This window comes from Mycolicibacterium chengduense (assembly GCF_033741155.1).
Lineage (GTDB): Bacteria > Actinomycetota > Actinomycetes > Mycobacteriales > Mycobacteriaceae > Mycobacterium.
The window spans coordinates 259,343-285,809 of the sequence record NZ_JAWQNH010000002.1; the positions used below are offsets into that span (position 1 = coordinate 259,343).

The window sequence follows — 26,467 nt, forward strand, 5'->3', positions numbered from 1 at the left end:
TCACTCGCGCTCGACTTCGGGTCACTTGGTCCAGAGCCCCGCGTGCGTGCCCACCACCGACACCGTCGGGTACAGCAGCGCGGCGTTGATCTCGCCCTGCGTGCACATCGACGCGCGGACGGCGACGGCGTCCAGACTGGCCTCCGGCAGGATGAGCAGCGAGGAGCCGTAGGCCGAACAGGCATGGGACAGACCATTTCCCGGGAGGGTGGGCCCGGTGAGCACCATCAGCGGGCCGCCGCGCGCGGCCGAGTCGGCACGGTAGCGCTGCGCCGTCCCGTCGATGGACAGGCCGATCAGCATGTAGCCGTTACCGGAGAACGCCGTCGGGTCGCCGAGGGCGGCCTGGGTGAGCTGAGTGCCGTCGGCGCGGAACGCGTCGACGCTGGTGGAGTGCAGCACCAGGCCGGCTTCGCTGTCACCGGTGGGCATCAGACCGACCGGGAAAGCTGCCGGCCAGGCCACCGTGGTCTTCGGGATGCGTTCCTCCGGCGAATACAGGTACACCCCGCGGACCTGGCTCTGATCCCGCAGCGGACCCAGACACACCGTGCCACTGAGATGTTGCGGATCGGTGGCGGTCACCGGCGACAGGCTCAGGCTGGTCGCGTCGGCGCACCCGCCGATGGCGTTGGACTCGAGGGGATGAGCCAGGGCGCCGTACAGACCGAACCGCAGGCTCTCCGGTTTGACGTGCGGGCCGCCGGCTTTGGCGGGGGCGGCGTCGATATCGACGAGCACCTGGTCGCCGTCGAAGCGCAGATTGGACACCGAGACGTTCCAGCCGAGCAGCGTCAGCGACTCGCCGATCCGGGCCTGCTGGGCACCGTAGGGGTTACCCGCGGCGTCACCGCCGGAACATGCCGCCAGCAGCAGCACCGTCAGCACGGCCGCTACCGTCCGCTTCACCCGCATTCAGGTCCGCCCGCGGCCCTTACCGACACGTTTGGTGAAGGTGCGCACCAACTTTCGCGGCGCCAGTCGGCTGGCCGTGGTCAGCGCCTTGTATTGCACGCCGGGCACGATCACCACCTCGCCCTTGGCGACGGCCGCCAGGCAGTCGCGCACCACGTCGGGCACCTCCAGCCAGAACCACGACGGCGTGCCGGACATCTCGATGCCGGCGCGGTCGTGGAACTCGGTGTGCACGAAACCGGGGCACAACGCGTGCACGCTCACACCGGTTCCATCGAGTCCGTTGGCCAGCCCCTCGGAGAACGAGATCACCCAGGCCTTGGACGCCGAGTAGGTGGATCCCCGGCCCGGCAGCAGCCCGGCCACGCTGGCCACGTTGATGACGGTGCCGCGGCCCGCGGCCAGCATGGGCGGTAACGCGGCATGGGTCAGTGCCAGCACGGCGGTGACGTTGACGTCGAGCTGCGATTGCAGCGTCGCGTAATCGGCTTTCCAGAACTCGCCCGAGGTGCCGAACCCGGCATTGTTGACCAGCACCTGCACACCGTCGGCCAGCCGAGCGGCCACCGTGCGGCGGTCGGCTTCGACGGCCAGGTCGGCGGACAGCACCTCGACGCCGACGCGGGAATGGTCACGCAGTTCGGCCGCCAGCGCTTCCATGCGGGTGGTGTCGCGGGCCACCAGAACCAGGTCGAAGCCTTCGGCGGCATAGCGGCGGGCGAAGCCGGCGCCGATCCCCGACGTCGGTCCGGTGATCAGTGCGACGGGTTTGGCGGATCCGGTCACCGCTGATAGTGCGGGGCTTGCCGGCCGTTGCGCACCGGTGTGCGCTGGTCGACATAGCGGCTCACGTCGGCACGGCCGGGCGGCAGGTCACCGCGGCCGGCGGGCAGTTCGGCGGGCCGGGGCAGCAGCGGGCGGCTGGGCGATCCGCCGCGGCGGGCGAGGGCGGGCTGACCGGCGTGCACGCCGACGCCGTTGCGGCCCGGCTGCGGAATCGGCGGCAGCACGCGGAGCAGGTCGTTGAACTGCCGGACGGTGCGCAAACCCTCGTCCCACTGGGCGCGGCTGCTGGTGATCGGCATGGCGACCAGCGTCCAGTTCTGCTCGTTCCACATGATCTCGGCGCAGTCCGGTGCGGTGTGGGCGAACGTCACCATCCGGCGGTCGCAGGCGCGCCGGGCCGCGTCGAGGTTGGTGGAGTACACCATCCGCGGGCCGATCGCGCCGAGCAGCCAGATATCGCTCTCGCGCGGCTCCTTGATGTCCTTGAGCCGCAGGTCGACGACGACGTTCGTGCCGACCTTGCGGTGCAGCGCGATCACGGTGGCGACGTCGTCGAGGTCGAAGATGAACACGGCCTCGCCGCGGATCTGACCGAGCACCACGTTGCGGGCGGTGACGTGCTCACCCACTGTGGACATCACGCCGCGCTTCCAGCGGTCGAGGATGTCGTGGGACTCGTGCTCGTAGTCGAAGCCGTGCGACTTCGCCCACGACTTACGCCGCCGGCCCAAACCGCGGCGGCGGTCGATATCGACATACAACAACACGGCCGCCCCGGTGAAACAGAGCGCGGACAGTGTGAACCAGAGAGGGACCATTGGGACCTAGCGTACTTGCTGGTACCCCTCTACCGGGAACTCGTTGTGGTCACAACCCGATTACTTGCACTGATATTGCGCCTCACCAGACACACACTCCCGCATTTCCTGGCGGAAATGCGGGAGTGTGTCGGTTCGGCCGGAGCAACCCGGTAAAACCCCGGAAGAACCTCCGGAAGAACCCCGGAAGAACTCAGCCCAGGACCAGGCTTTCGCCGTCGGCGCTGAGGTTGACCGGCACGATGTCGCCGTCGTGCACGTCACCGGCCAGCAGCAGCTTGGCCAGCTGGTCGCCGATTGCCTGCTGGATCAGCCTGCGCAGCGGACGGGCGCCGTAGAGCGGGTCGAAACCGCGCTGGGCCAGCCACTGCTTGGCCGGCAGCGACACCTCGAGGGTGAGGCGACGCTGCGCCAGCCGCTTCTGCAGCTGGGCCAGCTGGATGTCGACGATGGACACCAACTCGCCGGGCTCCAGGCCGTGGAAGATGATCACGTCGTCCAGCCGGTTGATGAACTCGGGCTTGAACGCCGAGCGCACCGCGGCCATCACCTGCTCCTCGCTGCCGCCCGACCCGAGGTTGGACGTCAGGATGAGGATGGTGTTGCGGAAGTCGACGGTGCGGCCCTGCCCGTCGGTCAGCCGGCCCTCGTCGAGCACCTGCAGCAGCACGTCGAACACGTCCGGGTGGGCCTTCTCGACCTCGTCGAACAGGATCACCGTGTACGGCCGCCGCCGCACCGCCTCGGTCAGCTGACCACCCTGGTCGTAGCCGATGTATCCGGGTGGGGCACCGACCAGCCGGGCCACCGAGTGCTTCTCGCCATATTCGCTCATGTCGATGCGGACCATGGCGCGTTCGTCGTCGAACAGGAATTCCGCCAGCGCCTTGGCCAGCTCGGTCTTACCGACACCGGTGGGCCCGAGGAACATGAACGAGCCGGTCGGCCGGTTCGGGTCCGCGACGCCGGCCCGCGAGCGGCGCACCGCGTCGCTGACGGCCTGCACGGCCTTGCGCTGGCCGATCACCCGCTTGCCCAGCTCCTCCTCCATGCGCAGCAGCTTGGCGGTCTCGCCCTCGAGCATCCGGCCCGCCGGGATGCCGGTCCACGCCGACACCACCTCGGCGATGTCGTCGGGTCCGACCTCCTCCTTGAGCATCACGTTTTCGCGCGCCTCAGCCTGGGGCAGGGCGGCCTCGAGCTTCTTCTCCACCTCCGGGATGCGCCCGTAGCGCAGCTCGGCGGCCTTGGCCAGGTCGCCGTCGCGCTCGGCCCGATCGGATTCGCCGCGCAGCGCCTCCAGCTGTTCCTTGAGCTCGCGGACGACGTCGATGGCGCCCTTCTCGTTCTGCCACCGGGTGGTCAGCTCGGAAAGCTTCTCCTTCTGGTCGGCCAGCTCGGAACGCAGCTTTTCCAGCCGCTCCTTGGACGCCTCGTCCTCCTCCTTGGCCAGGGCCATCTCCTCGATCTCGAGGCGGCGCACCAGGCGCTCGACCTCGTCGATCTCGACGGGCCGCGAGTCGATCTCCATCTTCAGCCGGCTGGCGGCCTCGTCGACCAGGTCGATGGCCTTGTCCGGCAGGAAGCGGGCGGTGATGTAGCGATCCGAGAGGGTGGCCGCAGCGACCAGCGCCGAGTCGGTGATGCGCACACCGTGGTGCACCTCGTAGCGGTCCTTGAGCCCGCGCAGGATGCCGACGGTGTCCTCCACCGACGGCTCACCGACCAGCACCTGCTGGAACCGCCGCTCCAGGGCGGCGTCCTTCTCGATGTACTTGCGGTACTCGTCGAGGGTGGTCGCGCCGACCAGCCGCAGCTCGCCGCGGGCCAGCATGGGCTTGATCATGTTGCCGGCGTCCATCGCACCCTCACCGGTCGCACCGGCGCCGACGATGGTGTGCAGCTCGTCGATGAACGTGATGATCTGGCCTGCCGAGTTCTTGATGTCGTCGAGGACGGCCTTGAGCCGCTCCTCGAACTCACCGCGGTACTTGGCACCGGCCACCATCGACCCCAGGTCGAGCGAGACGACGGTCTTGTCCCGCAGGCTCTCGGGCACGTCACCGGCGACGATGCGCTGGGCCAGGCCCTCGACGATGGCGGTCTTACCGACGCCGGGTTCACCGATCAGCACCGGGTTGTTCTTGGTCCGTCGACTCAGCACCTGCACGACGCGGCGGATCTCGTTGTCCCGGCCGATGACCGGGTCCAGCTTGCCGTCGCGGGCGCGGGCGGTCAGGTCGGTGGAGTACTTCTCCAGCGCCTGGTAGGTGCCCTCGGGGTCGGGGCTGGTGACCCGCGCGCTACCGCGCACCTTGGTGAATGCGTCCCGCAGCGCCTGCGGCGAGGCACCGTGGTTGGTCAGCAGTTTGGCCGTGTCACTGCTCCCGGTGGCCAGCCCCACCAGCAGATGCTCGGTGGAGACGTATTCGTCGTCCATCTCGGTGGCCAGTTGCTGGGCGGTGGTGATGGCCGAGATCGCCTCCGGTGAGAGCTGCGGCTGCGAACTGGAGCCGCTGGCACTGGGCAACCGGCCGATGAGGCGCTCGGCCTCGGTCCGGATGGTCGCGGGCTCGACTCCGACCGCTTCGAGCAGCGGCGCGGCGATCCCGTCGTTCTGGGTCAGCAGCGCCATCAACAAATGAGCCGGCGTGATCTGCGGATTGCCTGCGGCGGTGGCCGCCTGCAGCGCCGAGGTCAGCGCCGCCTGGGTCTTCGTGGTCGGGTTGAACGAGTCCACGACACCTCCCTTTCCCTGTGGAGAAAATGCTTGTCGTACTGTCCAACGTACTCAAGGTTGAGTCTGTTCCGCTCAAGTTTACCTTTTTGGATCGATTTTGGCGATAGTGGACTCCGGGAGGCGCTCGGCCAGGAGTTGCGCCAGGTGGATACCCCGGCGATCGGTCAGATCATCGAGTTGGGTGCGACAGGAGAACCCGTCGGCCAGGATCGGCGTCGCAGCGTCGGCCGCCCGCACCGCGGGCAGCAGCTGCTGCTCGGCCACGGCGACCGACACCTCGTAGTGCCCCTTCTCCACCCCGAAGTTCCCGGCCAGGCCACAGCACCCCGCGAGTCTGGTCACGTCGGCACCGGCCGCGCGCAACAGCTGCGCGTCAGCTGCCCAGCCCAGGACCGAGTGGTGGTGACAGTGTGGCTGGGCGACCACCGTCGTGCCCGCCAGCGTGGGTGGCTGCCAGCCCCGCGCGGTGAGCAGTTCGGCCAGGGTGCGGGTGGCGGCCCCGACGGCGTCGGCGCGCTCGCCGCCGACGAGTTCGGCCGCCTCCGACCGCAGCACCGCGGTGCACGACGGTTCCATCCCCAGCACCGGCACCCCGTTTTCGGCGGCCGGGGCCAGGGCCGACACGGTGCTCCCGAGAATGCGCCGGGCCGCGTCGAGCTGGCCGGTGGAGATCCAGGTCAGGCCACAGCACTGCTGTCTGTCGGTGAGCCGTGGCCGGTACCCGGCAGCCTGCAGCACGCGGACGGTGGCGACCCCGACCTCGGGTGCGAAATAGTTGGTGAAGGTGTCGACGAACAGCAGCACGTCGTCTGCACCTGGACCGGCGTCGGCGGAGACGTTGCGGCGGAACCATTTCCGAAACGTCTCCGGCGCGAACGCGGGCACCGACCGGCGCGGGTCCACCCCGGCCGCCGTCAGCGCCGCCCGCCCGACACCCGGTAGCCCGATCACCGAGTTGGCCAACCGGGGGGCCACCGCGGCCGCCCTCGCCCACCGCGGCAGCCAGCCCAGTGAATAGTGCGACGCGGGACGGACCCGGTGCCGGTAGCTCTGGTGCAGCACCTCGGCCTTGTAGGCGGCCATGTCGACGCCCGTCGGGCAGTCCGACGCGCAGCCCTTGCACGACAAGCAGAGGTCAAGGGCCTCATGCACTTCCGGTGCCCGCCAGCCACCACGCACCTGCCCGCCGTTGACCATCTCCTGCAGAACCCGGGCCCGACCCCTGGTGGAATCCTTCTCCTCCCGGGTGGCCGCATACGACGGGCACATCACCTCACCGATGCCGGTGTTGTCCGCACGGCACTTGCCCACCCCGGTGCACCGGTGCACCGCCTGACTGAAATCCCCGTCGTCGTGCCGGTAGGCCAAGGCCAGGTTGTGCCGCAGGGCCGGGGCGGCGGGCACCCTCAGGTCGGCATCCAGCGCAGCGGGCCGCACCACGACGCCGGGATTGAGCAGATCGTCGGGGTCGAAGGTGTGTTTGACCGCGGCGAGCAACGCCAGCGCGTCCGGCGAGTACATCAGCGGCAGCAGTTCACCACGAGCCCGGCCGTCACCGTGTTCCCCGGACAGCGACCCGCCGTAGCCGGCCACCAGGGTGGCGGCGGCGTACACGAAATCCCGGAACACCGCGGTGCCGCCGGGACGGTCCAGCGGCAGGTCGATGCGGATGTGCAGGCAGCCCTCACCGAAATGGCCGTACGGCATGCCGGTCACGCCGAATTCGGCCATCAGCGCGTCGAATTCGCGCAGATAATCCCCGAGCCGGTCGGGTGGCACCGCCGCGTCCTCCCAGCCGGCATGTGCCGGTCGTCCCGCCGGACTGCGGGCGGCCAGGCCGGCGCCGTCGGCCCGGATGCGCCACAGCGCGGCGGCCCGCACCTGATCCTCGACCACCAGGGCGTCCACGGCACCGCAGCTGCGGGCCACCTCGACGGCGCACTGCCGCGCCTCGTCGAGCGTCTCGCCCACCACCTCGACGAAAACCCAAGCCGCACCGGCGGGTAACGGCGGGACGGCACCGGCGCCCTTGCGTTCGCGCACCACGTCGACGATGCGCGAATCGATGCCTTCACAGGCCGAAGGTCGGTGCGCGACGATCACCGGGGCCGCGTCACCGGCCGTCGCGATATCGGGGTAACCCAGGACCACCAGCATCCGGTGGGCGGGTTCGCGCACCAGATCCACCGTCGCCTCGGTGCACACCGCGAGGGTGCCCTCGCTACCCACCAGCAACCGGGCGACGTCGAATCCGTTCTCCGGCAACAGGTGTTCCAGCGAGTAGCCGGAGACCTGCCTGCCGAATCGGCCGAATTCGGTGCGGATGGTGGCCAGCCCGGACCGGGTCACGTCGGCCAGCGCGTCGAGCATCGGCGAGGCCGACCGGTCGGCGCCGTGCCGGCCCGACACCAGCCGCAGGTCATCGCCCGCCGCGGTGAGAACCCGCAGTGCGGCGATGTTGTCGGAGGTCCGGCCATAGCCCAGCGCCCGGGATCCGCAGGCGTTGTTGCCGATCATCCCGCCGATGGTGCAGCGCGACAACGACGACGGGTCCGGCCCGAACCGCAGGCCGAACGGCGCCGCCGCCCGTTGCAGCACCGCCTGCACCACACCGGGCTGCACGACGGCGGTGCGGGCATCGGGGTCGATGGCCACCACCCGGTTCATGTACCGACTGAAGTCGAGAATCACGCCGGTACCCACCGCATTGCCGGCGATCGAGGTGCCGCCGCCGCGCGCGGTGACCGGCACCCCCGACTCCCGACACACCCGCAGGACCGCCGCCACCTCGTCATGGTCGGCGGGACAGACCACCGCGGTGGGGATCACCCGGTACAGCGACGCGTCCGAGGAGTAGGCGGCCCTGCTGGTGGCGTCCACCCGGACATCGCCGACCCCGGCGGCCCGCAGCGCGGCATGCAACGCTTCCACCTCGGTCATCCCTGGCATGCTACGGCAGTCGTAGCATGCTAGGAACCGCCCGGTCTTGCTACAGTGCGGCCATGGCCGGTCCAGTGCGGGAGGACGACGGGCTCGCACTGGCCCCGCTGCAGGGCACCGGCCGGCGGGCCGAGCAGGTGATGGAGGCGGTGCGCGCGGCCATCGACGCCGGGGTCATGCGTCCCGGCGTCAAGTACTCGATCTACCGCCTCGCCGACGCGCTGGCGGTATCGCGCACCCCGGTCCGCGATGCCCTGCTTCGCCTCGAGGAAGTGGGGCTGATCCGGTTCGAGGCCAGGCAGGGCTTCCGCATCCTGCTGCCCGACCCGAAAGAGATCGCCGACATCTTCGCCATCCGGCTGGCTCTCGAACTGCCCGCGGTCGGCCGGGCCGCCGTCGCCTGCGACGCGGCCCTGGCCGCGCAACTGCGGGACCGGATGCAGCTGCTGCGCACCGCCGCCGAGGCCGGCGACGAACGCACCTTCGCCCACCACGACCATCTGCTGCACGACCACATCCTGGCCGCGGCGGGAAATGCCCGCGCCAGGGCCATCATCGGGTCGCTGCGCGAGTCCACCCGCCTGCTCGGTGCCACCACCGCCGACCGGGACCGCAGCCTGTTCGACATCGATGCCGAACACCGGCCGGTGATCGCCGCCATCACCGCGAACCGGCCGGACGCGGCCGTCGCGGCGATGCGCCACCACCTCACCTCGACCGGGCAGCTGCTGGTCGCCCAGGCCATCCGCGACCAGGATTCACCGCTGGACACCGCGACCGTGTGGGCGCGGGCAGTGACCTGACACGGGGTGCGCCGCGACGCTAATCAGGGCATTCTCCGACGTAGGAGGCTAGCGTCTGGTTATGTCCGGCTACCGAGATTTCGAATTCGAGCGGAAGTTCGTCGTCGACGATCTGCCCGCCATCGCAGCATCGGACCCCACCCCCGTCCTGATCGTGCAGGCCTACCTGTTCGCGGCGGACGGGTATGCGGTCCGGGTCCGGGTGCAGGGACCCGCTGTCGCCGAACCGGATCGGTCCCCCGCCGACCTGGTGGCGGCGCTGGGCGACGAATCGATCGGCACCATGACCGCCAAGGGCCCGGCGGCCGGGGGCACCCGGTACGAAGCCGAGCGTGAACTCGACCCGATGGTCGCGGGCCAGATCGTGCAGCGCGCCGAGCACGTGGTGGCCAAGATCCGCTATTCGGTGTGGCTGAACGAGGACGGCTGGATCCTGGACCGCTTCCTCGGCGGTAATGCCCCGCTGGTGCTGGCCGAGGTGGAACGCGGTGGGCCCGTTGTCGATCTGGTGATTCCCGACTTCTGCGTCACCGAGGTGTCCGAAGACGATCGGTTCCGCAACGAGTACCTGGCGCACCGGCCGTTCGGCGGGTGGGCCGATGCCTATCGGCGCGAATTCGCTTCGCAGGGACCGACATTCATCGCCAACCTGGGCCAGAACCGATTCGGCGGGTCCTAGCCGGTCAGTCCGGGTAGTCCCAGAACTGCAACCAGGTGACGGTCGCGAACAGGGTGAGCGTCACGGCGTAGACCGCACACACCGCGGCCGCGCCGCGCAGGCTTATCCCCCGGCCTCGTCCTGCCACGGGATCCAGCCAGCGCCGGGTCCGCGCCACCGCGAACGGCATCAGCGCCCACTGCATCAGTGACACGCTGGCCACCTGGCTCAACCACATCGCCAGCCAGGGCTCGGCGCCGACCCGGTCGAGTACCGGACCGAGGAAGCGCGCCAACAGCATCACCGTCGGGTACAGCACCATCAGCACGAGCATCGCCGTCTTCCAACTCGGCGTCATCTCGGTCTTGCCGTTCTCGATCCGCACCGTGGTACCCAGTGGGGTGGTGTGCGAGAAGGTGGAGAAATCGTCGTCCAGCGCCGAGCGCAGGGTGGGCAGCGCCTCCATCCGTTGCCGGGAACTCAGCCAGCCGGACAGCAGTTTCTCGGTGCGGAACCGGATCAACGTCATCCACTCGTCGTCCGGCCCGGTGGCCGGGAACACCACTGTGCCCTCGTAACCGGAGAACCGTGCGCTGGCCGTGGTCAGATCGCCCTGCGCGGCGATGAAATCGGCTTCCCGGCCCGCGGACACCGGATGCCGGAACACCGCGACCCCGGGCGGGGTGAACTCGCCCTCCACCACGACCAGATCGGAGGAGGCGCGGTGCAGGCCGCGCGCCCGGCCGTCGCGCAGCACCGCCGCCCGCGCTGCGCCGTCCAGCCAGGCGTGCAGTTGTGCCTCGCTGCCGAAGGTCGCCGATACCGCCAGCTCCAGGCGTGGATCGGCATGCACCGACACCACCGCGTCGACGAAGCCGGGTGCGGTGCGGGCAGCGGCGGCCAGCTCGTCGGCCCAGACGTCGAACCCGTTCAGGTCGGGGGGACGGTGAAAGAAAGTGACGACGATGGCACTCATGGCTTCCTCACGGGTTCAGGTGACGGCCCTGGACGTAGACGGCGGCTACCGACGATTCCCGCAGGCCCATCAACAGCGCGAAAAGTGTTTGATCACGCGCCAATTGGGGATCCGCCGAGCGGATCCCGTTGGTCAGCGCGGCGGAAAGCGCGGGGGTTCGGGCTGGGTCGACGACGACGAAGTCGGCTTCTTTGCCGGCGTCGAAGTTGCCGAACCGGTGCTCCATGTCCAACGCCCTGGCCCCGCCGAGGGTGCCGAGGAACAGCAACTCGGCGGGGTGCAGCGACGTTCCGGCCTCCCCGTCCTCGGAGATGTGCACCTTGAACGCGTCGCCCAGCACCCTCGGGATGAGCCATTCGTCACCCCCGCCGAAATCCGTTCCGGCCGAAAGGTTCACCCCCGAGTCGACGGTACGCCGCCATGGCATGGTGCCCGACCCGAGGAACAGTTGCGAGACCGGGCAGTGCGCGATGGAGGTTCCGGTCTCGGCCATCCGGGCCAGCTCGGCGTCGGTGCAGTGCACGGCGTGCGCCAGGATGGTCCGCCGGCCCAGCAGGCTGGCCCCGCCGACGGCGGACCCCGGCAGGAATCGGCCGTCGTAGGTGTCCAGGTAGGACTTCACCCCGTAGGTCGACTTGGTGACGTCCACCTCCCCGGTGCCGGGCCGGTTGTTCTCGTTGATGTGGGTGTGCACGTACACGCCGCGATCGCGTACCGAATCATAGAGCTCACCAAGGCTTTTCAGCGTCTCGACGGTGACCGACAGGGCGAATCTGGGCACCACGGCGACGTGCAGCAGCGCGGTGTGCACATCACCGGTGTCGGCGGCGTGCCACCGGTCGATCTCCGCACGGGTGAGCCGGATGGCATCGGCCTCCGAGGTGAGCAGCGGGCCCGCCGAGTCTGGGCCGACGGTCTGGATGCCACGGCCGCTGACAATCCGCAGCCCGCGTCGCTGCGTCTCGGTGAACAACGCATCCTGGGCGTGCGGGAAGGCCGAGCCGAACACCATGGCCGCCGTGGTGCCCGCCGCGATGCGCCGGTCACAGAATTCGGCGGCCGCCGCGGCGGCGAAGACCGGGTCGGCGAACCGGGACTCGGCGGGAAAGATGCACTGGGTGAGCCACTCCAGCAGCTGTCCACCACCGTAGGAATCTCCGGCGTAGGTCTGCGGGAAGTGGATATGGGTGTCGACGAAGCCGGGCACCAGGTAGCCCGGCCGGTGGTCGTGCACCACCGCGGCGGCGTATTCGGGTGGGATATCGGTTCTGCTGCCGCAGAATGCGATCCGTCCGTGGCCGTCGAGCACCAGCGCGCCGTCGGGGATCGACACCAGGGAAGCCGGGGAATCGCCGATGGCCGGGCTGCCCGCGATGTGGAAGATGTGCCCGTAGTGGATGTGGCTCACGGTCTCTAGGGGAACACGGAAGCGGGCGTATTGCCGGTCAACCGGCTGAAACCGCGCCGGATGCTACGTTCTGCGCTATGTCCGGGAATTTCGGCTCGACGCTGACCGAGCTCATCCCTCTGGCCCTGGTGATCGCGCTGTCGCCGTTGACCATCATCCCGGCGGTGCTGGCCCTGCACACCGCGGAGCCGCGCCGCACCGGGCTGATGTTCCTGGCCGGCTGGTTGCTCGGCACCGGGGTGCTGACCGGCATCTTCGTCGCGGTTTCCGATCTGATGGGCACCCTAGACAAACCGCCGGTATGGGCGTCGTGGGTGCGGATCGCCGTGGGCGGTTTGCTCATCGTGTTCGGCGCCTACCGTTGGTTCACCCGCAGGCAGTCCGAGCATTCCCCGGTCTGGATGCGCAAGCTGGCCGATCTCACCCCGGCTCGTGCGCTGGTGACCGCGGCGGTACTGGCGGTGGTCAACCCCAAGGTGCTGTTCATCTGCGCCGCGGCCGGTTTGGCCATCGGTACTGCCGGGCTGGGTCGGGTGCACGCCTGGATAGCGCTGATCTATTTCGTCGCGGTCGCCGCGTCGACGGTGGCAGCCCCGATCCTGGCCTACGCCGTCTCCGGCGACCGGTTGGCCCAGCCGCTGACCATGCTGAAGGACTGGATGGAGCGCCAGCACGGCACGCTGGTCGCGGCAATCCTCGTCGTGATCGGTGTTCTGGTGCTGTACAAGGGAATTCACGGCCTGTAGCGGTTCCCGTGGCGCGCCGCCGCAGGGTTGCGCACCCCGAACTACACTCCTCACACGTGGGACTCGACGATCGCGACGCGCTGCACACCGTGCGCGCGGCCGTCGACGCGGAGCTCATCGGCCGGTTCTACACCCGTTGGTTCGCCGGCGACACCACCGCGCGCGACCTCTTCCCGCCCGATCTGGCCCACCAGCGGCACAACTTCGCCCACGCGCTGAACTGGCTGCTCACCGAACTCATCGCCCAGCGCGCCGACGAACCGGTCGCCTTTCTCGCCCAGTTGGGCCGCGACCACCGCAAGTACGGGGTGGTCGGCGCGCACTACGACACCATGGGCACCGCCCTGCTGGGGACCCTGCGCGCCGAGCTGCACGATCGGTGGGACGCCCGGGTTGCCGAGGCCGCCGGGGACACCGTGGCGCTGCTGGTCGGTGTCATGCGTGGGGCCGCCGACGCCGACGGTGGCCTGCCGTATCACGACGGCACCGTCGTCGAGCACATCCGCGCCACCCGCGACGTCTCGATCGTCCGGTTACAGCTCGACCATCCGCTGCGCTATCACCCGGGGCAGTACGTGTCGGTGCAGGTGCCGCAATGGCCGCGGCGTTGGCGCTACCTCTCGCCCTCCATTCCCGCCGACCCGGGCGGCGCCATCGAGTTCCACATCCGCTCGGTCAGCGGCGGCATGGTGAGCACGGCGATCATCGGCGAGACCCGACCGGGCGACCGCTGGCGGTTGTCCAATCCGCACGGCGCCCTGCACGTCGACCGCGCCGACGGCGACGTACTGATGGTTGCGGGCAGCACCGGCCTGGCGCCGCTGCGCACGCTGGTCATGGATCTGTGCCGCTACGGGGTGAATCCGCGGGTGCACCTGTTCTTCGGGGGCCGGTTCCCCTGCGATCTGTACGACCTGCGCACGTTGTGGGAGATCGCCTCGACCAATCCGTGGCTGTCGGTCACCCCGGTGTCCGAGTTCGCCACCGACCCGCCGTGGGCGGCCGACTATCCGGATGTGCAACCGCCGCGTGGTCTGCATGTCCGCCAGAACGGGATGCTGCCCGATGTGGTGACCCGCTACGGCGGCTGGGGCGACCGGCAGATCCTGATCTGCGGCGGCCCGGATATGGTGACCGCGACGAAGGCGGCGCTGGTCGCCAAAGGTGCTCCACCCGAACGTATCCAGCACGATCCGCTGCACTGAGAGAGGACGCACCGGTGCCAGAGCCCATCACCCTGCAGGATCCATCATCCGCGCTGACCGCCACCTTCGTGCCCGCTGCCGGGATGATCGGCACATCGCTGGCCGAGAACGGCGTCGAGTATCTGGGCCAGCGCCGCGGCCTGGACGCCTATGTGGCCGACGGCAAGACGATGGGCATCCCGCTGCTGTACCCGTGGGCAAATCGGTTGAGCGCCAACACTTATAACGTCGACGGTGCGGTGGTGACACTGACCCCGGGAGCCGGCGGAGTACGCGCTGACGCCAACGGCCTGCCGATCCACGGCGTGCTGGCCGCCTACCCGGGCTGGCTGGTCACCGCCCACACCGACAACCGGCTCACGGCCGCCGTGGACTTCGGCGCCAACCCGCGGTTGCTGGCCGCCTTCCCGTTCCCCCATCTGCTGACCCAGGACGTCACTCTGGCCGACCGCACGCTGACCATCGCCACCACCGTCACCCCGACGACGGGCGCCGCCGTGCCACTGTGCTTCGGCTACCACCCGTACCTGCAGATCCCCGGCGTACCACGGGCCGACTGGGTGCTGGAAACCCCTGCGCTGCACCGGTTACCGACCGACGAACGCGGCATCCCCACCGGCGAGCAGCAGGACTGGCCCGCCACGGCGCAGCGGCTCGGCGACCGGGTACTCGACGACGGGTTCTGCGGTGTGGCCGACGGCGCGGTGTTCGCGCTGTCCGGCGGCGGCCGCCGCATCGAGGTCGTCTACGAGCAGGGCTACCCGGCCGCGCAGCTCTTCGCACCCGCGGGCGACGATCTGGTGGCGATCGAACCGATGGCCGCCACCACCGATGCGCTGCGCCGCGGCGACCATGCCGTCGCGGCCGGCGGCCCCGTCACGGCCCGCTTTTCCATCCGGGTCAGCTGACCGCTGCGGCCAGCTGCACCAGCCCGGCGGCTACCGCGTACCGCGGACCGTGGCGGCCGTCGATATTGGCCCGGCCCACCACGGTGTTGCTGCCCGCGGCGCGCAGTGCCTCTCCGACGGTGCGGATCAGCTCGTCGTCCAGTGCACCACCACCGGCCAGTACCAGTACCGCAGGCATGCGTTCGAACACGGTGAGGCATCGGACGATATTGGCGGCCACCGTCGCCTCCTTGACGGCCAGCCGCAGACTGCGCCATTCCTCAGCGGCCAGCGTGCGGGAGAACGGCACCAGGCCCGCGCTGCCGCGAGTGCACAACCGGCCGATCGCGTCGGCGGTGGCCGGCGTGTCCAGGAACACCCGGCGGCCGTCCTCCTCATGCGCCAGGTGCGGCCCCTCGACGCGCAGCGCCGGGCTGCGTTTGACGCGTTCGGCCAGGGCGCGCGGGATGTTGAGCACCCGGGCCACCGCCGAGGTGATGGTCTCCCCCGCCCCCGCAGCGGTCACCGTCCGGTCCGGTCCGATCAGGTCGACCGTGCCGCCGCCGATATCGCAGACGATGACGTCGGCGGGCAGACCGGGTGTGGTCAGTGCGCCGCGGGCGGCCGCGGCGGGCTCCGCCGCCAGGGTTTGCGCCGGCCGGCCGGTCAGCTCTGTCATCGTGGCGGCGGCATCGGCGACGTGGTCGGCGGCCAGCAGCGCGACGACGGCGCCCTTGGTTTCGGCCACCCCGCGGCGCAGCCAGGCGCCGTTGTCGATGGTGGCCAGATCGGTGAAATAGGCGTCGTCGACGGCGATCCCGCCCTCGGCGGATTTCAGCGACCGTAACCGGACCCGTACCGCGGTGCCGGGCGCTTCGGTGCGCAGCAGCGGGTAGGCCTGTTCGGGGGCGAATCGCACCGTCTCCCCGGCGATCCGGCAGTCGACATAGTCGTCGTCGGTCGCGGGTGGTTCCGGTGCCCGGGTGCGCCGGGTCACCGCGATGGCCGGTGCATCGGCCAACTCCCTGGTGAACTCGGCGACCCAGGGCAGCTCGGCGGGGTCGATCTGCAGGGCGGCGGCCAGCGCGATGGGGTCGGCCAGCGATCGGTAGGCCCGGCCCTCCTGCACCACCTCGAGGGCGACCAGGACACCGGGTTCCAGCAGATGGGTGTCGGCTTCGTCGACCACCGGCACCCGGACCGGGATCCGGTTGGCGATCAACACCGCGTCGTCCTCGGCGGCCAGCACCCCGACGATGTTCCACCCCGCGGCCACCGCCTCCGAAATGTTCTGCGCGGCATCCTCGTAGTCGATGTCCGGCCCGACCGAAACCACCACCGGGTGCGGTGCGGTGGGGCCGGTCAACGCGTGGACCGGCACATGCCTGCCGACGCCGTAACCGGTGCCGGCCGGGGTGCTGGCGTCGGGGCGGCGCAGGCTGATCACCGGTGAGCGCGGTGAGGAGGCCGGCGGCAGCGGCGCGGTCGCGGTGTCCACCGGACGAATCGCCGAGAGCACCACCCGGTCGGCGGTGACGCCGGCCTGCACCTCCAGGCGGGTCAGCAGGGCGGCCGCACCCTCCAGGGAATCCCGGGACCCCTTGCGGCCGCGGGTCGGGGCCTGGCCGTGCGCGACGGGTTCGGCACCGCCGCCGTCCACCCGGGCCAGCACGATCTCGGTGGTGTGGTTGCCGACGTCGATACCGGCAATTGTTGTCAACGCAGCAGGCCCCGCCTGGCGTACACCGCGGCGGCCTGCTCGACGAGTGCGGCACACCGCACCGCGCCGTGGTTGTGCAGGGACACCCGCAGCGCCTCCAGTTCGGCGGCGGTCGAGCGGTTCGGCCGCAGCGCCTCGTACAGCGCCATCACCTCTTCGCCGTCGATGAGCGCCAATTCGGCTGCGCGCAGGAAGTTCTCGGACAGTTGCGGGTTGCCGTGCTCCTCGGCGACGACGGCCTGATGCGCCAGGGTGGCCGGGTCCATCCGCAGATCAGCCAGACCCAGCCGGCCCTCGACGGCGGCAGCCACCGTGAATTCACTGGTCATGCTCGTCTCACCTCCACGGTCAGCGGTACGGCACCGGGTTCGCTGGCATCGCGCTCCAGCGCCACCAGGGCGACGGCGCGGGCGTGGTAGCGCGCCGAGATGGATTCGTCGGTGCCTCCGGTGAGGATGGGAACCGGCGCCATCCCCTTGGCGTGCCGCGCGGCGTTGCGGCCGAGTTCGCGGTAGTTACGGGCGGTCAGCAGCGGAGCGACACTGAACAATTCGAGGTTGGCCAGCGGAGCCAGATCGCGGCGGTGGATCAGCGCGGTGCCCTTGCCCTGCAAGCCGATTCCGATACCCGAGCCGGACAGTTTGGCCGCGGTCAGCCCGATCAGCCCGACGTCGATGGTCGAACGGACCCGGACGAACCGGGGCACGCAACCCTCCTCCTCAAGGCCGGCGGTGATCTGCCGGATCGCCTCGCCGACGGTCAGCCCGCACAGGGTCAGCCAGACGGAGCGGCCCAGCGCCGGTGACAGCCCGATACACACCTCCCGCGGGTTGGTGCCCTGGCGGGCGTCCTCGATATCGGTGATCACCAGGTGCCCGGCGTGCGGAGCCTGGTCGGCGGTGAGTTCGGCGGTGGTGCGGGCCTGGCGGATATCGTCGATCTCGGCGCGCCGCGCGTCGGTGAGCGCGTAACCCGTTCCGGGTCCGCGATAGTCGTTGGGATCGGTGACCTTGGACAGCACCCGCATCTGCTCGTCGAAGATGGCCGAGGTCTGCAGCTGGTCGCCGCGCAGCCGCTCGGCGGTCAGCGCCATGATGGCCTCGGCCTCCGTCGCGTAGCCGGTCCGGTGCAGCGCGGCCACCACGTCGAATACGGTCAGTTGGCGGGCCTCGATGGCCGCGGCGGCCTCGGCGACGGCCTTCGGGTCACCGGGCGGCATATCGCGCGAATCGTTGGCGACGACGGCGGCCTCGACGCGGTCGTCGTCGTAGTCGGCTAGGCCGAGATCGCGGTACACGGCCTGCACCGCCGTGGCGGCGCGGCGCCGGACCCGGGCCAGATGGTCTTGGCCGACGGTGCGCAGGCCGCCGTCGGCGCCCCAATCCCGCTGCAGCACAAGGAAGTCGTCCATGTCGTCGGCGTTGAAGTTCGACAGCGCGAAGGCGTTGTCGTAGCGCGGGATGGACCCGAAACCGGAGAAGATGAAGTCGGCCCCGCCCAGCAGCACCGGCAGGGTGTGCGCGCTGCGCCGGACATCGGACTCGGAGATCAGGTTGTCGTTGCCCGCACAGGATTCCAGGTCCCGCATCATCACCATGAGGTTCTCGGCGAGCAGTTCCTTCATGCCCTCGGGCACCGAGGACACCACACCGACACCGTCGATGCCGCCGTTCTGCACCCCTTGGGAGCCCAGCGCCCTGGCCAGGGAGACGCAGCGGGATTCGAGGTAGAGGATGGAGCACTTCTCGGCCGCACCCATCAACACCTCGGCGCCGCCGCCGCTGGTGACGCGCATCTTCAGGCCGCGTGAGGCGTAGGCGGAGGTGAGGATGGCTTTCGAGAAGGGGGTGTCGTCACCGTCGGTGAAGACCTGTTCGGTGCCGTAGATGGAGATGGTCTCGGCGTAGCTGGTCAACCCGCGCAGCCCGAGTCGCAGTTCCAGTGCCTCCTCGATGGAGCACTGCGCCATGGCGCCCGGCACCCCGACCTGGGAGCCGATCAGCAGGGCCACCGCGTTCGAGGGGGCGTCGCCCAGCACCGGCACCGTCGTCTCGACCTCGCGGAATCCGTAGGCCACCGCGCTGGCCGCGTCGGCGGCGATGAGCAGCGGGTCGTCGAGTTGGTTGGTGACGTGGGCCTGGTTGCTCGGGGTGCGACGGGCGCGCATCTTGCTCATCGCGACCTGCATCTCGGCCGGGGTGAGCACCGCGACGACGCGGGCCAGCTTGGCCGGCGTGGTGCCGCCGATCAGCCGCACCACCTCGGCCCGCGGGACGTTGATGTCCACCGTCATCCGGGCCAGGGTGACATCGTCGAGGGCCATGGCCTCGTCGGCGGCGGCCAGGTCGATGCCGTAGAGGGCGATGAATTCGTCGATCACGTCGAAGGACTCGGCGGGTTTGCCGTCCAATTCGACGACCGTGCCGTCCCTGATCACCAGCGAGGGCTCTGGGTCGAACGGGCTGTGCATGGCGGCCAGCCCGAGCTCGGGCGCGGCGACGCTGAACCCGTCGAGATTGACGGGTTTGGCGTCGAGCACACGAAAACGGCCCAGTTCTGGGGAGGATTCGGCCATGTACCGAATCCTGCCTTGACTGGACCGTTTTCGTAAAGGGTTAGTCCATTTGTCGGGTAAACCCAACCAAAAAGCCGGTCAGCGCACCCGTTTGCCGTGCGGTTGCCACAGCACCACCGCGGTGCTGGGCTTGCGCATCCGCTCCAGCTCGGCGGTCAGCTCGGCGACCCGGGCCTGCAACGCCTCCACCTGGTTGGTCAGCTCGATGATCCGTTTGATCCCGGCCAGGTTGACCCCCTCGTCCTGGGACAGCCGCTGGACCTCGCGCAGCAGATCGACGTCGTGCTGCGAGTAGCGGCGGCCGCCCCCGGACGTGCGCTGGGGACTGACCAAACCGAGCCGGTCGTAGGTGCGCAGGGTCTGCGCGTGCATACCGGCCAGCTCGGCGGCCACCGAGATCAGGAAGGTGCGGGCGTCGTCCTTCTTGCTCACAGATTGCCCGCCCATCCCGCGCGCGGATCGAACCCACTGGCCCGTTCCGCCTTGGCGTACGCCTCCAGCGCCTCGGCCGCTTCGCCTTCCAGGGCGGGCGGCACCGCGACCTTCACCGTCACCAGCAGGTCGCCGTGACCGCCGGAGCGCTTCGGCACACCGCGGCCCCGCACCCGCAAGATGCGGCCGTCCGAGGTGCCCTTGGGCACCCGCACCCCCACCTTGCCTTCCAGCGTCGGGATGGAAAGCGTTGTACCCAAAGCCAACTCGTGGAAGCTGACCGGAACGGTGACCGTAAGGTCGTCACCGTCGCGCCCGAACACCTTGTCCGGCCGGACATGCACGGTGACGTACAGGTCACCCGAGGGGGCGCCGCGCAGCCCCGCCTCACCCTGACCGGCCAGCCGGATGCGCTGGCCGTCCTCGACGCCCGGCGGGATCCGGACGTTGATGGTGCGGGTCCGGGTGGTCACCCCGGTGCCCTTGCACTCGTCACACGGGTGCTCGATGATCGACCCGCTGCCGCGGCATTCGGTGCACGGTTCGGAGAACCCGAACGCGCCCTGGTTGCGGTTGATCACCCCGGCGCCGTTGCAGTTGGGACACACCTTCGGGCTGGTGCCCGGGCGCGCCCCGCTGCCATGGCAATTCGTGCACGGGGCCGGGCTGGTGAGCCGCAACGGCATCGCCACGCCCTTGGTGGCCTCCATGAACGACAGTTCGGTCTCGGTCTCCAGATCGTTGCCCCGGCGGGGCCGGCTCGGCCTGGGCTGCTGTGCGCCCCGGCCGAACAGGCCACCGAACAGGTCGCCGATGTTGGCGCCACCAGCCTGGCCGGCCTGGTCGAACAGGTCACCGAGGTTGAACTCGGCACCGTCGGAGCTGAAGCCACCGCCGCCATACGGACTGCCACCACCGCCACCGAAGCGCCGGCCGAACCCGCCGTTGGCGAAGAGCCGACGGGTCTCGTCGTACTCCTTGCGCTTGGCGTCGTCGGTCAGTACCTCTTTGGCCTCCGAGGCCGCCTTGTAGCGGTCCTCGGCGGCGCTGTTACCGGGATTGCGGTCCGGATGGTTCTCGGCGAGAATCTTGCGCGCGGCGCGCTTGATCTCGTCCTTGGTGGCGCCGGAGGAGACGCCGAGCTCCTTGTAGAAGTCCTTCTCAACCCATTCACGCTGGGCCATGCGTCACCTCCTCTCCGGTGCTAGTTCTCTGATTGTGCGGGTTTTTCGTCATCGGACGTGGCAGCCACGCCCCCGTCGGCATTTTCGACCGTGTCGACCACGCCGACCATCGCGTGGCGCACCACCTGATCGCCGACCTTGTAGCCCTGGCGCATGACGGTGCCGATCACCGGGTTCGATCCGTCACCCTCGTGCTGCACGGCTTCGTGCAACGCCGGGTCGAACGGGTCACCCTCGGCACCGAAGGCCGAAAGACCCTGTCCCTCAAGGGTGCTGACCAGCTTTTCGGCAACCGCCTTGAGCGGTCCGGAGTCCAGGTCGCCGTGACTGCGGGCCCGGTCCAGGTCGTCGAGCACACCCAGCAGTTGGGTGATCACGGCGACCTTGGCCCGCTCGGCGGTGACCTGCTGGTCGCGCAGGGCACGCTTGCGGTAGTTGGCGAACTCGGCTTGCACGCGCTGCAGATCGGCAGTCAGCTCGGCGATTTTCTCGTCGGCGGCTCCGGACCCTCCGGCAGCCTCGGCGGGCGCCGAGCCCTCAGGATTGTCCTGAGGGTTCGGCTCCTGCTCGCGGACCGCACCGGTGTCCGGATCGATACGCCGTTTGTCGGTGATGGTCACCGGCTCGTGCGAATCGTCCTGACTCACTTGCGCTCCTGATCCTCGTCGACGACCTCGGCGTCCACCACGTTGTCATCGGCGGCCGAACCACCGGACTCACCACCGGTCTGCTCGGCCTGGGTGGCCTCGTAGATAGCCTGGCCCAGGGCCTGGCTCTCGGTGCCCAGCTTCTCCATCGCCGCCTTGATCGCGGCGATATCGGTGCCGGCCAGGGCCGTCTTGGCCTCGGCGATCGCGGCGTCGACCTTGGTCAAGGTGTCCTCGGGAACCTTCGATCCGCCTTCGGCTTCACGCTGGTCCTTGACGAACTTCTCCGTCTGGTAGACCAGCGACTCGGCCTGGTTGCGGACGTCGGCCTCCTCGCGACGCTGACGGTCCTCCTCGGCGTGCGCCTCGGCGTCCTTGATCATCCGGTCGATCTCCTCCTTGGACAGGCCGGAGCCTTCCTGGATCTTGATCGTGTTCTCCTTGCCGGTGCCCTTGTCCTTGGCGGTGACGTGCACGATGCCGTTGGCGTCGATGTCGAACGTGACCTCGATCTGCGGCACACCGCGCGGGGCCGGCGGGATGCCGGTCAGCTCGAAGGAGCCGAGCAGCTTGTTGTGCGAGGCGATCTCACGCTCACCCTGGAACACCTGGATCTGCACCGACGGCTGGTTGTCATCGGCCGTGGTGAAGGTCTCCGACCGCTTGGTGGGGATGGTGGTGTTGCGCTCGATGAGCTTGGTCATCACGCCACCCTTGGTTTCGATGCCCAGGGACAGCGGGGTGACGTCAAGCAGCAGAACGTCTTTCACCTCACCCTTGAGCACGCCGGCCTGCAGGGCGGCGCCAACGGCCACCACCTCGTCAGGGTTGACGCCCTTGTTGGGCTCCTTGCCGCCGGTCAGTTCCTTGACCAGATCGGTCACCGCGGGCATGCGAGTGGAACCACCGACCAGGACGACATGGTCGATCTCCGAAACGGAGATGCCGGCGTCCTTGATGACCGACTGGAACGGCTTACGGGTGCGGTCCAGCAGATCCTGGGTGATGCGCTGGAACTCCGAGCGGGTCAGCTGCTCGTCGAGGAACAGCGGGTTCTTGTCGGCGTCGACGGTGATGTAGGGCAGGTTGATCGAGGTGCTCTGCGAGGAGCTGAGTTCGATCTTGGCCTTCTCGGCGGCTTCACGCAGCCGCTGCATGGCCATCTTGTCCTTGGTCAGGTCGATGCCGCTGGTGCCCTTGAACTTCTCGACCAGCCAGTCCACGATCCGGTCGTCCCAGTCGTCGCCACCGAGGTGGTTGTCACCGGAGGTGGCGCGGACCTCGACGACACCGTCGCCGATCTCCAGCAGCGAGACGTCGAACGTGCCGCCACCGAGGTCGAAGACCAGGATGGTCTGTTCCTTCTCGCCCTTGTCCAGGCCGTAGGCCAGGGCGGCCGCGGTCGGTTCGTTGACGATGCGCAGCACGTTGAGGCCGGCGATCTGGCCGGCGTCCTTGGTGGCCTGCCGCTGAGCGTCGTTGAAGTACGCCGGGACGGTGATCACGGCGTCGGTGATGTCCTCGCCCAGGTACGCCTCCGCGTCCCGCTTCAACTTCTGCAGGATGCGCGCGCTGATCTCTTGGGGGGTGTAGTCCTTGCCGTCGATGCCGACGGTCCAGTCGGTGCCGATGTGGCGCTTGACCGAACGGATGGTCCGGTCGACGTTGGTCACCGCTTGGTTCTTGGCGGGCTGACCGACCAGCACCTCGCCGTTACGCGCGAACGCGACGACCGACGGGGTGGTGCGGGAGCCCTCGGAGTTGGCGACGACGACGGGGTCGCCACCTTCCAGCACTGCGACGACGGAGTTGGTGGTCCCGAGGTCGATACCGACCGCACGAGCCATAGTGGTTGCCTCCTGATTGGCTTGAAAGGATCTGAGTGAACCTCACTCAAGCCTGCACCCGCCGGCGGTCGCCTGTCAAGCCAGACTTGAGTCTGATGCACTCAAGTTGTTGTCGATCAGGTCAACGGGGCACTGCGCGGTTTTGTTCCCGCGGCCGGGCAGCGAAGCGGGCTTCGCGAATGTAGGGAGAAGCGGGCTTCGCGAATGAGGGAAGGGTGCTGCCCTCAGGCGGCCAGCGAAATATCGACGCCCAGCATGTCGCCGACGGCGTGCGCGGCAGCCCAGTCGCCGTCGCACACCGCTCGGGCCAGGTCGTCGACCAAAGGGGTGTGCACACCGAGTTCGGCCAGCCAGTCCGACACCGTCGGGACGATCTGGTCGGAGTGCACCAGGCGGCAGCGGCCGTCGTGCAGACGATCGCGGACCTCGTACACCGCCGCTCGCCGCTTGCGCATGGCCCGCATCCCTTCCCGGTTGCTGTCGATTCTCGTTGCGCTTCTCCTGATAGGACGTATCGACACCCACTTTGGGATCGATATTCCTCGGACTTTTTTTCGAGCTTCTCGGCAGCTTTTTCGGCAGGCCGGGAACGGCTACCTTCGATCCCAATCGGACCTGGGAGGACATCGTGCACAAGACCCTGAAACGCGCCGCGGTCGTCGCCGTCGCGGCCTGCGCCCCCATGGCGTTCACCGCGGCCGTCACCCCGGCCATCGGCTCGGCCGATTGCGCGGGCGGCCAGTGGTGGGATCCCGTCGCCAACGTGTGCCAGGCGCCGCTGGTACCCAACTGCACCGACGGCTGGTGGGACCCGGTGGCCAACACCTGCCGGCCGGCCATGGCCACCACGCCGCTGGCATGCGACAACGGCTGGTGGTGGGACCCGGTGGGCAACGTGTGTCGCCCACCGCTGCTGCCTCCGCAGTAACGCAGGGCTGTCCGGTACCGTGCCAACAACTCAAGGGGTGCGGGAGGGTGACGGTGTCACAGGAAGTATCGAAGTCGGGAGCCGACCCGGGCGTCGGCCCAGACGTCGGCCCGGATGTCACGGACGACCAGCCGGCCAACCGCGAAGGCCATGAGCGTCGAGCGTTCCGGCTGACCACGCCGGTGGGTGACCTCGCGGTGATCCTGCGGACGCCGCGGCGGCGACCGGTCGTGCCCAAGCGCTTCGACCCGTTCGGCATTGCCGACCGGGCCATGGATGCGGCCAAGGTGGGATTCAAGCTGGCCACGTGGGGTGAAGAGCAACTGGCGACCCTGGTGAAGAACCGGCTGGAAGCACTGGAGCCGCCGGCGCGCACGGTGGCGTCGGCCAAACCGGTCGACACCGACTCGCTGCACGGCAAGATGGGCAAGCTGCTCGACCGGGCGCTGGACCAGAGCACCGCCGGTAGCCAGACCGAGTTGTATCACCGGCTGCTCGACCAGTTGGTGGCCGACGAAGCACGCATCATCGGCGCCCTGTCCGAAGGCGCGGCCTCGCCCTTGGTCAACGTCTACTCCAGGTCGCGGACCTCGGGCGGCGCCGTGCTGGAGAACGCCTGTCTGATCGGTCGCACGGCCAACGTCGCTTTGCCCAATATGGTCCCGCAATACGTCGGGCATCTGCTATCTCTTGGGTTGGTCGAGACCGGTCACGAGGACCCGTCCAAGAAGGCGGACTACGAGGTGCTCATGGCCGAGCCCATGGTGTTGCGAGCCATCAAGAACGCAACGCGCGGGCCACTCGTCGCACGGGTGGAGAAACAGACCTTGAGCCTGTCGGCTCTGGGCCGCGGGTTGTGGGAGGCAGCGATGCAACAGGACGGCCCGTGATCCCCGCATGACCAGCGAGAAGCTCGCGGATCGCGGATGAGTACCAGCGAGACACTTCTCGCCATCCAGAGTTGGCAGGAGATCAAGGCCGACTTCAGCGTCAACTGGCTGATCTACCTGTCCATGCCCTTCGTGGCCGCATTCGTCGGCTGGAGCACCAAGATCGTCGCGCTGGAGATGCTGTACCGGCCGCAGGAGTTCAAGGGCATCGGACCGTTCGGTTGGCAGGGCATCGTGCCGCGCCGGGCGGGCAAGGTGGGGTCCAAGACCATCGAACTGCTCACCCAGAACCTGCTCAAACCCGAGGAACTGCTGCAGAAGGTCGACGCCAAGGAAGCCGTCGAGGCGCTGCGGGAGCCGTTGACCGAGGCCGTCGACGAGATATCCCGCGACCTCGCCGAACAGATCCGACCTGGATTGTGGGATTCGCTGCCCGAGGCCGCGCGGGTGGCCATCAAGTCCCGGATCCATGCCGAGACGCCGCGGGTGGTCGAGAGCCTGCTGCGCGAGATGCAGTCGGATCTGCCGCGCTTCGTCGATGTCCAGTTCCTGGCCATCACGACCCTGGTGCGTAACAAGGACAAACTCAACAAGCTGATGCGCGGCCTCGGCGACAACGCGATGGCATTCGTCCGGCGCAGCGGCATCTATTTCGGCCTGGCCATCGGTGTGGTCCAGATGGTGGCCTGGGCGTTGTTCCAGAACCCGTGGATCATGCCCGCGTTCGGCTTCGGCGTCGGCTTCATCAGCGATTACATCGCGCTCAACATGCTGTTCCGGCCGATCCACCCCATCAAGTTCCTCGGTTTCATCCCATTCCAGGGGCTGCTGCACGCCCAGCGCGACACCATCACCCGCGACTACGCGCGGATCCTGTCCGAGGACCTGTTCTCCGCCGAGATCCTGTTCGACGGGGTGCTGCGCGGTCCCGGCGCGGACAAGCTGTTCGCGCTCGTGGCCAAGGAAGTGGACGCCGCGATCGATGCGCAGACCGGGGTGGCCAAGCCGCTGGTGCAGTTCGCCGTCGGCACCGAGCGCTACAACGCCGTGAAGAACAACCTGGTGCACATGGTGCTGGAGAAGCTGCCGACGGCACTGCACGAGGCGCAGGACTACGCCATGAATGCCCTCGACCTAGAGCACACGATCATCGACAAGATGGGTCAGCTCAGCAATGAGGAGTACGAGTCGATCCTGCGGCCGGTGTTCAAGGATGACGAGCCGACCATGATCGCCGTGGGCGCCGTCCTCGGTGGTGTCGTCGGCGAGATCCAGGTGCAGCTCATCGAGCACTTCGGTAACGAACCACCGCACGTCGCGCTGAGCGACCTGACCCGCCTGCTGCTGCGGCAGTAGGGCGCT

The 26,467-nt window shown here is 69.0% G+C and carries 23 protein-coding genes; 8 read left to right on the forward strand and 15 right to left on the reverse strand.

What is annotated here, in order from left to right:
- Positions 1–21: 21 nt before the first annotated feature.
- The 5 genes from SBI67_RS06840 to SBI67_RS06860 form a co-directional block, all read right to left on the reverse strand.
- Positions 22–915, reverse strand: coding sequence for a hypothetical protein (locus SBI67_RS06840; protein ID WP_318979823.1), 894 nt, complete (start codon positions 913–915; stop codon positions 22–24).
- Entirely contained in the window at positions 916–1,701 is a 786-nt protein-coding gene (locus SBI67_RS06845) for an SDR family NAD(P)-dependent oxidoreductase (protein ID WP_318979824.1), read from the reverse strand.
- Positions 1,698–2,519 (reverse strand): trehalose monomycolate transport factor TtfA, encoded by an 822-nt coding sequence (ttfA, locus tag SBI67_RS06850; protein WP_318979825.1) that lies wholly within the window; start codon positions 2,517–2,519, stop codon positions 1,698–1,700. The genes SBI67_RS06845 and ttfA overlap by 4 nt, the downstream gene beginning before the upstream one ends.
- A gap of 193 nt (positions 2,520–2,712) precedes the next feature.
- Positions 2,713–5,259 carry an ATP-dependent chaperone ClpB gene (gene clpB, locus SBI67_RS06855; protein ID WP_318979826.1) on the reverse strand — a complete coding sequence of 849 codons (2,547 nt, stop codon included), beginning with the start codon at positions 5,257–5,259 and terminating at the stop codon, positions 2,713–2,715.
- 78 nt (positions 5,260–5,337) lie between these two features.
- Positions 5,338–8,199, reverse strand: a complete 2,862-nt coding sequence (locus SBI67_RS06860) for an FAD-binding and (Fe-S)-binding domain-containing protein (protein WP_318979827.1) — start codon at positions 8,197–8,199, stop codon at positions 5,338–5,340.
- Between the two features lie 62 nt (positions 8,200–8,261).
- On the opposite strand from SBI67_RS06860, the gene SBI67_RS06865 reads away from it, so the two are divergent.
- Both SBI67_RS06865 and SBI67_RS06870 read left to right on the forward strand, forming a co-directional pair.
- Positions 8,262–9,002 carry a GntR family transcriptional regulator gene (locus tag SBI67_RS06865; RefSeq protein ID WP_318979828.1) on the forward strand — a complete coding sequence of 247 codons (741 nt, stop codon included), beginning with the start codon at positions 8,262–8,264 and terminating at the stop codon, positions 9,000–9,002.
- 61 nt (positions 9,003–9,063) lie between these two features.
- Positions 9,064–9,681: a CYTH domain-containing protein gene (locus SBI67_RS06870; RefSeq protein WP_318979829.1), complete on the forward strand. Its 618-nt coding sequence runs from the start codon at positions 9,064–9,066 to the stop codon at positions 9,679–9,681.
- Positions 9,682–9,685: 4 nt separating this feature from the next.
- Here the strand turns inward: SBI67_RS06870 and SBI67_RS06875 are convergent, their stop codons facing one another.
- Both SBI67_RS06875 and SBI67_RS06880 read right to left on the reverse strand, forming a co-directional pair.
- Complete coding sequence (locus tag SBI67_RS06875; RefSeq protein WP_318979830.1) at positions 9,686–10,636, reverse strand: putative antibiotic biosynthesis monooxygenase; 951 nt, start codon at positions 10,634–10,636, stop codon at positions 9,686–9,688.
- A gap of 7 nt (positions 10,637–10,643) precedes the next feature.
- Positions 10,644–12,044 (reverse strand): guanine deaminase, encoded by a 1,401-nt coding sequence (locus SBI67_RS06880; RefSeq protein WP_318979831.1) that lies wholly within the window; start codon positions 12,042–12,044, stop codon positions 10,644–10,646.
- Positions 12,045–12,121: 77 nt separating this feature from the next.
- Between SBI67_RS06880 and SBI67_RS06885 the strand changes: the two genes are divergently transcribed.
- From SBI67_RS06885 to SBI67_RS06895, 3 genes are read left to right on the forward strand one after another with little or no spacing between them, the layout of a single operon-like run.
- A complete protein-coding gene (locus SBI67_RS06885) occupies positions 12,122–12,790 on the forward strand; it encodes a GAP family protein (protein WP_318979832.1) in 669 nt (222 codons plus the stop codon).
- Between the two features lie 56 nt (positions 12,791–12,846).
- Positions 12,847–13,995, forward strand: coding sequence for an FAD-binding oxidoreductase (locus SBI67_RS06890; protein WP_318979833.1), 1,149 nt, complete (start codon positions 12,847–12,849; stop codon positions 13,993–13,995).
- A gap of 14 nt (positions 13,996–14,009) precedes the next feature.
- The gene (locus SBI67_RS06895) at positions 14,010–14,903 is read left to right on the forward strand and encodes an aldose 1-epimerase (RefSeq protein ID WP_318979834.1); all 894 of its coding nucleotides are present in this window, start codon (positions 14,010–14,012) and stop codon (positions 14,901–14,903) included.
- Here the strand turns inward: SBI67_RS06895 and SBI67_RS06900 are convergent.
- The 8 genes from SBI67_RS06900 to SBI67_RS06935 all read right to left on the reverse strand — a co-directional run bounded on the left by SBI67_RS06900 (position 14,896) and on the right by SBI67_RS06935 (position 23,742).
- Positions 14,896–16,602, reverse strand: coding sequence for a diol dehydratase reactivase ATPase-like domain-containing protein (locus SBI67_RS06900; RefSeq protein ID WP_318979835.1), 1,707 nt, complete (start codon positions 16,600–16,602; stop codon positions 14,896–14,898). The two genes, SBI67_RS06895 and SBI67_RS06900, sit on opposite strands and share 8 nt — an antisense overlap.
- Positions 16,599–16,931 (reverse strand): diol dehydratase small subunit, encoded by a 333-nt coding sequence (locus SBI67_RS06905; RefSeq protein ID WP_318979836.1) that lies wholly within the window; start codon positions 16,929–16,931, stop codon positions 16,599–16,601. The genes SBI67_RS06900 and SBI67_RS06905 overlap by 4 nt, the downstream gene beginning before the upstream one ends.
- On the reverse strand, positions 16,928–19,177 hold the full coding sequence (locus SBI67_RS06910) for a propanediol/glycerol family dehydratase large subunit (protein ID WP_318979837.1): 2,250 nt from the start codon (positions 19,175–19,177) through the stop codon (positions 16,928–16,930). Before SBI67_RS06910 ends, SBI67_RS06905 begins: the two co-directional genes overlap by 4 nt.
- A 78-nt stretch (positions 19,178–19,255) precedes the next feature.
- Positions 19,256–19,624 carry a heat shock protein transcriptional repressor HspR gene (locus SBI67_RS06915; protein WP_318979838.1) on the reverse strand — a complete coding sequence of 123 codons (369 nt, stop codon included), beginning with the start codon at positions 19,622–19,624 and terminating at the stop codon, positions 19,256–19,258.
- Positions 19,606–20,793, reverse strand: a complete 1,188-nt coding sequence (gene dnaJ / locus SBI67_RS06920; RefSeq protein ID WP_266045295.1) for a molecular chaperone DnaJ — start codon at positions 20,791–20,793, stop codon at positions 19,606–19,608. Before dnaJ ends, SBI67_RS06915 begins: the two co-directional genes overlap by 19 nt.
- A 20-nt stretch (positions 20,794–20,813) precedes the next feature.
- Positions 20,814–21,440 carry a nucleotide exchange factor GrpE gene (grpE, locus tag SBI67_RS06925; protein ID WP_318979839.1) on the reverse strand — a complete coding sequence of 209 codons (627 nt, stop codon included), beginning with the start codon at positions 21,438–21,440 and terminating at the stop codon, positions 20,814–20,816.
- Positions 21,437–23,287: a molecular chaperone DnaK gene (gene dnaK / locus SBI67_RS06930; RefSeq protein WP_318979840.1), complete on the reverse strand. Its 1,851-nt coding sequence runs from the start codon at positions 23,285–23,287 to the stop codon at positions 21,437–21,439. The genes grpE and dnaK overlap by 4 nt, the downstream gene beginning before the upstream one ends.
- Before the next feature lie 224 nt (positions 23,288–23,511).
- Positions 23,512–23,742, reverse strand: a complete 231-nt coding sequence (locus SBI67_RS06935; protein ID WP_318979841.1) for an Rv2628 protein family — start codon at positions 23,740–23,742, stop codon at positions 23,512–23,514.
- Between the two features lie 173 nt (positions 23,743–23,915).
- Between SBI67_RS06935 and SBI67_RS06940 the strand changes: the two genes are divergently transcribed.
- The 3 genes from SBI67_RS06940 to SBI67_RS06950 are packed head-to-tail and all read left to right on the forward strand — an operon-like array spanning position 23,916 to position 26,461.
- A complete protein-coding gene (locus SBI67_RS06940; RefSeq protein WP_413232420.1) occupies positions 23,916–24,215 on the forward strand; it encodes a hypothetical protein in 300 nt (99 codons plus the stop codon).
- 47 nt (positions 24,216–24,262) lie between these two features.
- The gene (locus SBI67_RS06945) at positions 24,263–25,105 is read left to right on the forward strand and encodes an Abi-alpha family protein (RefSeq protein ID WP_318979842.1); all 843 of its coding nucleotides are present in this window, start codon (positions 24,263–24,265) and stop codon (positions 25,103–25,105) included.
- Positions 25,106–25,141: 36 nt separating this feature from the next.
- A complete protein-coding gene (locus SBI67_RS06950; protein ID WP_318979843.1) occupies positions 25,142–26,461 on the forward strand; it encodes a DUF445 domain-containing protein in 1,320 nt (439 codons plus the stop codon).
- Positions 26,462–26,467 lie beyond the last annotated feature (6 nt).

Bases quoted from the DNA above. Each gene is read 5' to 3' on its own strand.
- ttfA (WP_318979825.1), bottom strand. From the start codon at position 2,519: ATGGTCCCTCTCTGGTTCACACTGTCCGCGCTCTGTTTCACCGGGGCG.
- SBI67_RS06910 (WP_318979837.1), bottom strand. From the start codon at position 19,177: ATGGCCGAATCCTCCCCAGAACTGGGCCGTTTTCGTGTGCTCGACGCC.
- SBI67_RS06950 (WP_318979843.1), top strand. From the start codon at position 25,142: ATGAGTACCAGCGAGACACTTCTCGCCATCCAGAGTTGGCAGGAGATC.
- SBI67_RS06870 (WP_318979829.1), top strand. From the start codon at position 9,064: ATGTCCGGCTACCGAGATTTCGAATTCGAGCGGAAGTTCGTCGTCGAC.
- SBI67_RS06885 (WP_318979832.1), top strand. From the start codon at position 12,122: ATGTCCGGGAATTTCGGCTCGACGCTGACCGAGCTCATCCCTCTGGCC.
- SBI67_RS06875 (WP_318979830.1), bottom strand. From the start codon at position 10,636: ATGAGTGCCATCGTCGTCACTTTCTTTCACCGTCCCCCCGACCTGAAC.
- SBI67_RS06865 (WP_318979828.1), top strand. From the start codon at position 8,262: ATGGCCGGTCCAGTGCGGGAGGACGACGGGCTCGCACTGGCCCCGCTG.
- dnaK (WP_318979840.1), bottom strand. From the start codon at position 23,287: ATGGCTCGTGCGGTCGGTATCGACCTCGGGACCACCAACTCCGTCGTC.
- SBI67_RS06905 (WP_318979836.1), bottom strand. From the start codon at position 16,931: ATGACCAGTGAATTCACGGTGGCTGCCGCCGTCGAGGGCCGGCTGGGT.
- SBI67_RS06860 (WP_318979827.1), bottom strand. From the start codon at position 8,199: ATGACCGAGGTGGAAGCGTTGCATGCCGCGCTGCGGGCCGCCGGGGTC.
- SBI67_RS06935 (WP_318979841.1), bottom strand. From the start codon at position 23,742: ATGCGCAAGCGGCGAGCGGCGGTGTACGAGGTCCGCGATCGTCTGCAC.
- SBI67_RS06915 (WP_318979838.1), bottom strand. From the start codon at position 19,624: ATGGGCGGGCAATCTGTGAGCAAGAAGGACGACGCCCGCACCTTCCTG.
- SBI67_RS06840 (WP_318979823.1), bottom strand. From the start codon at position 915: ATGCGGGTGAAGCGGACGGTAGCGGCCGTGCTGACGGTGCTGCTGCTG.
- dnaJ (WP_266045295.1), bottom strand. From the start codon at position 20,793: ATGGCCCAGCGTGAATGGGTTGAGAAGGACTTCTACAAGGAGCTCGGC.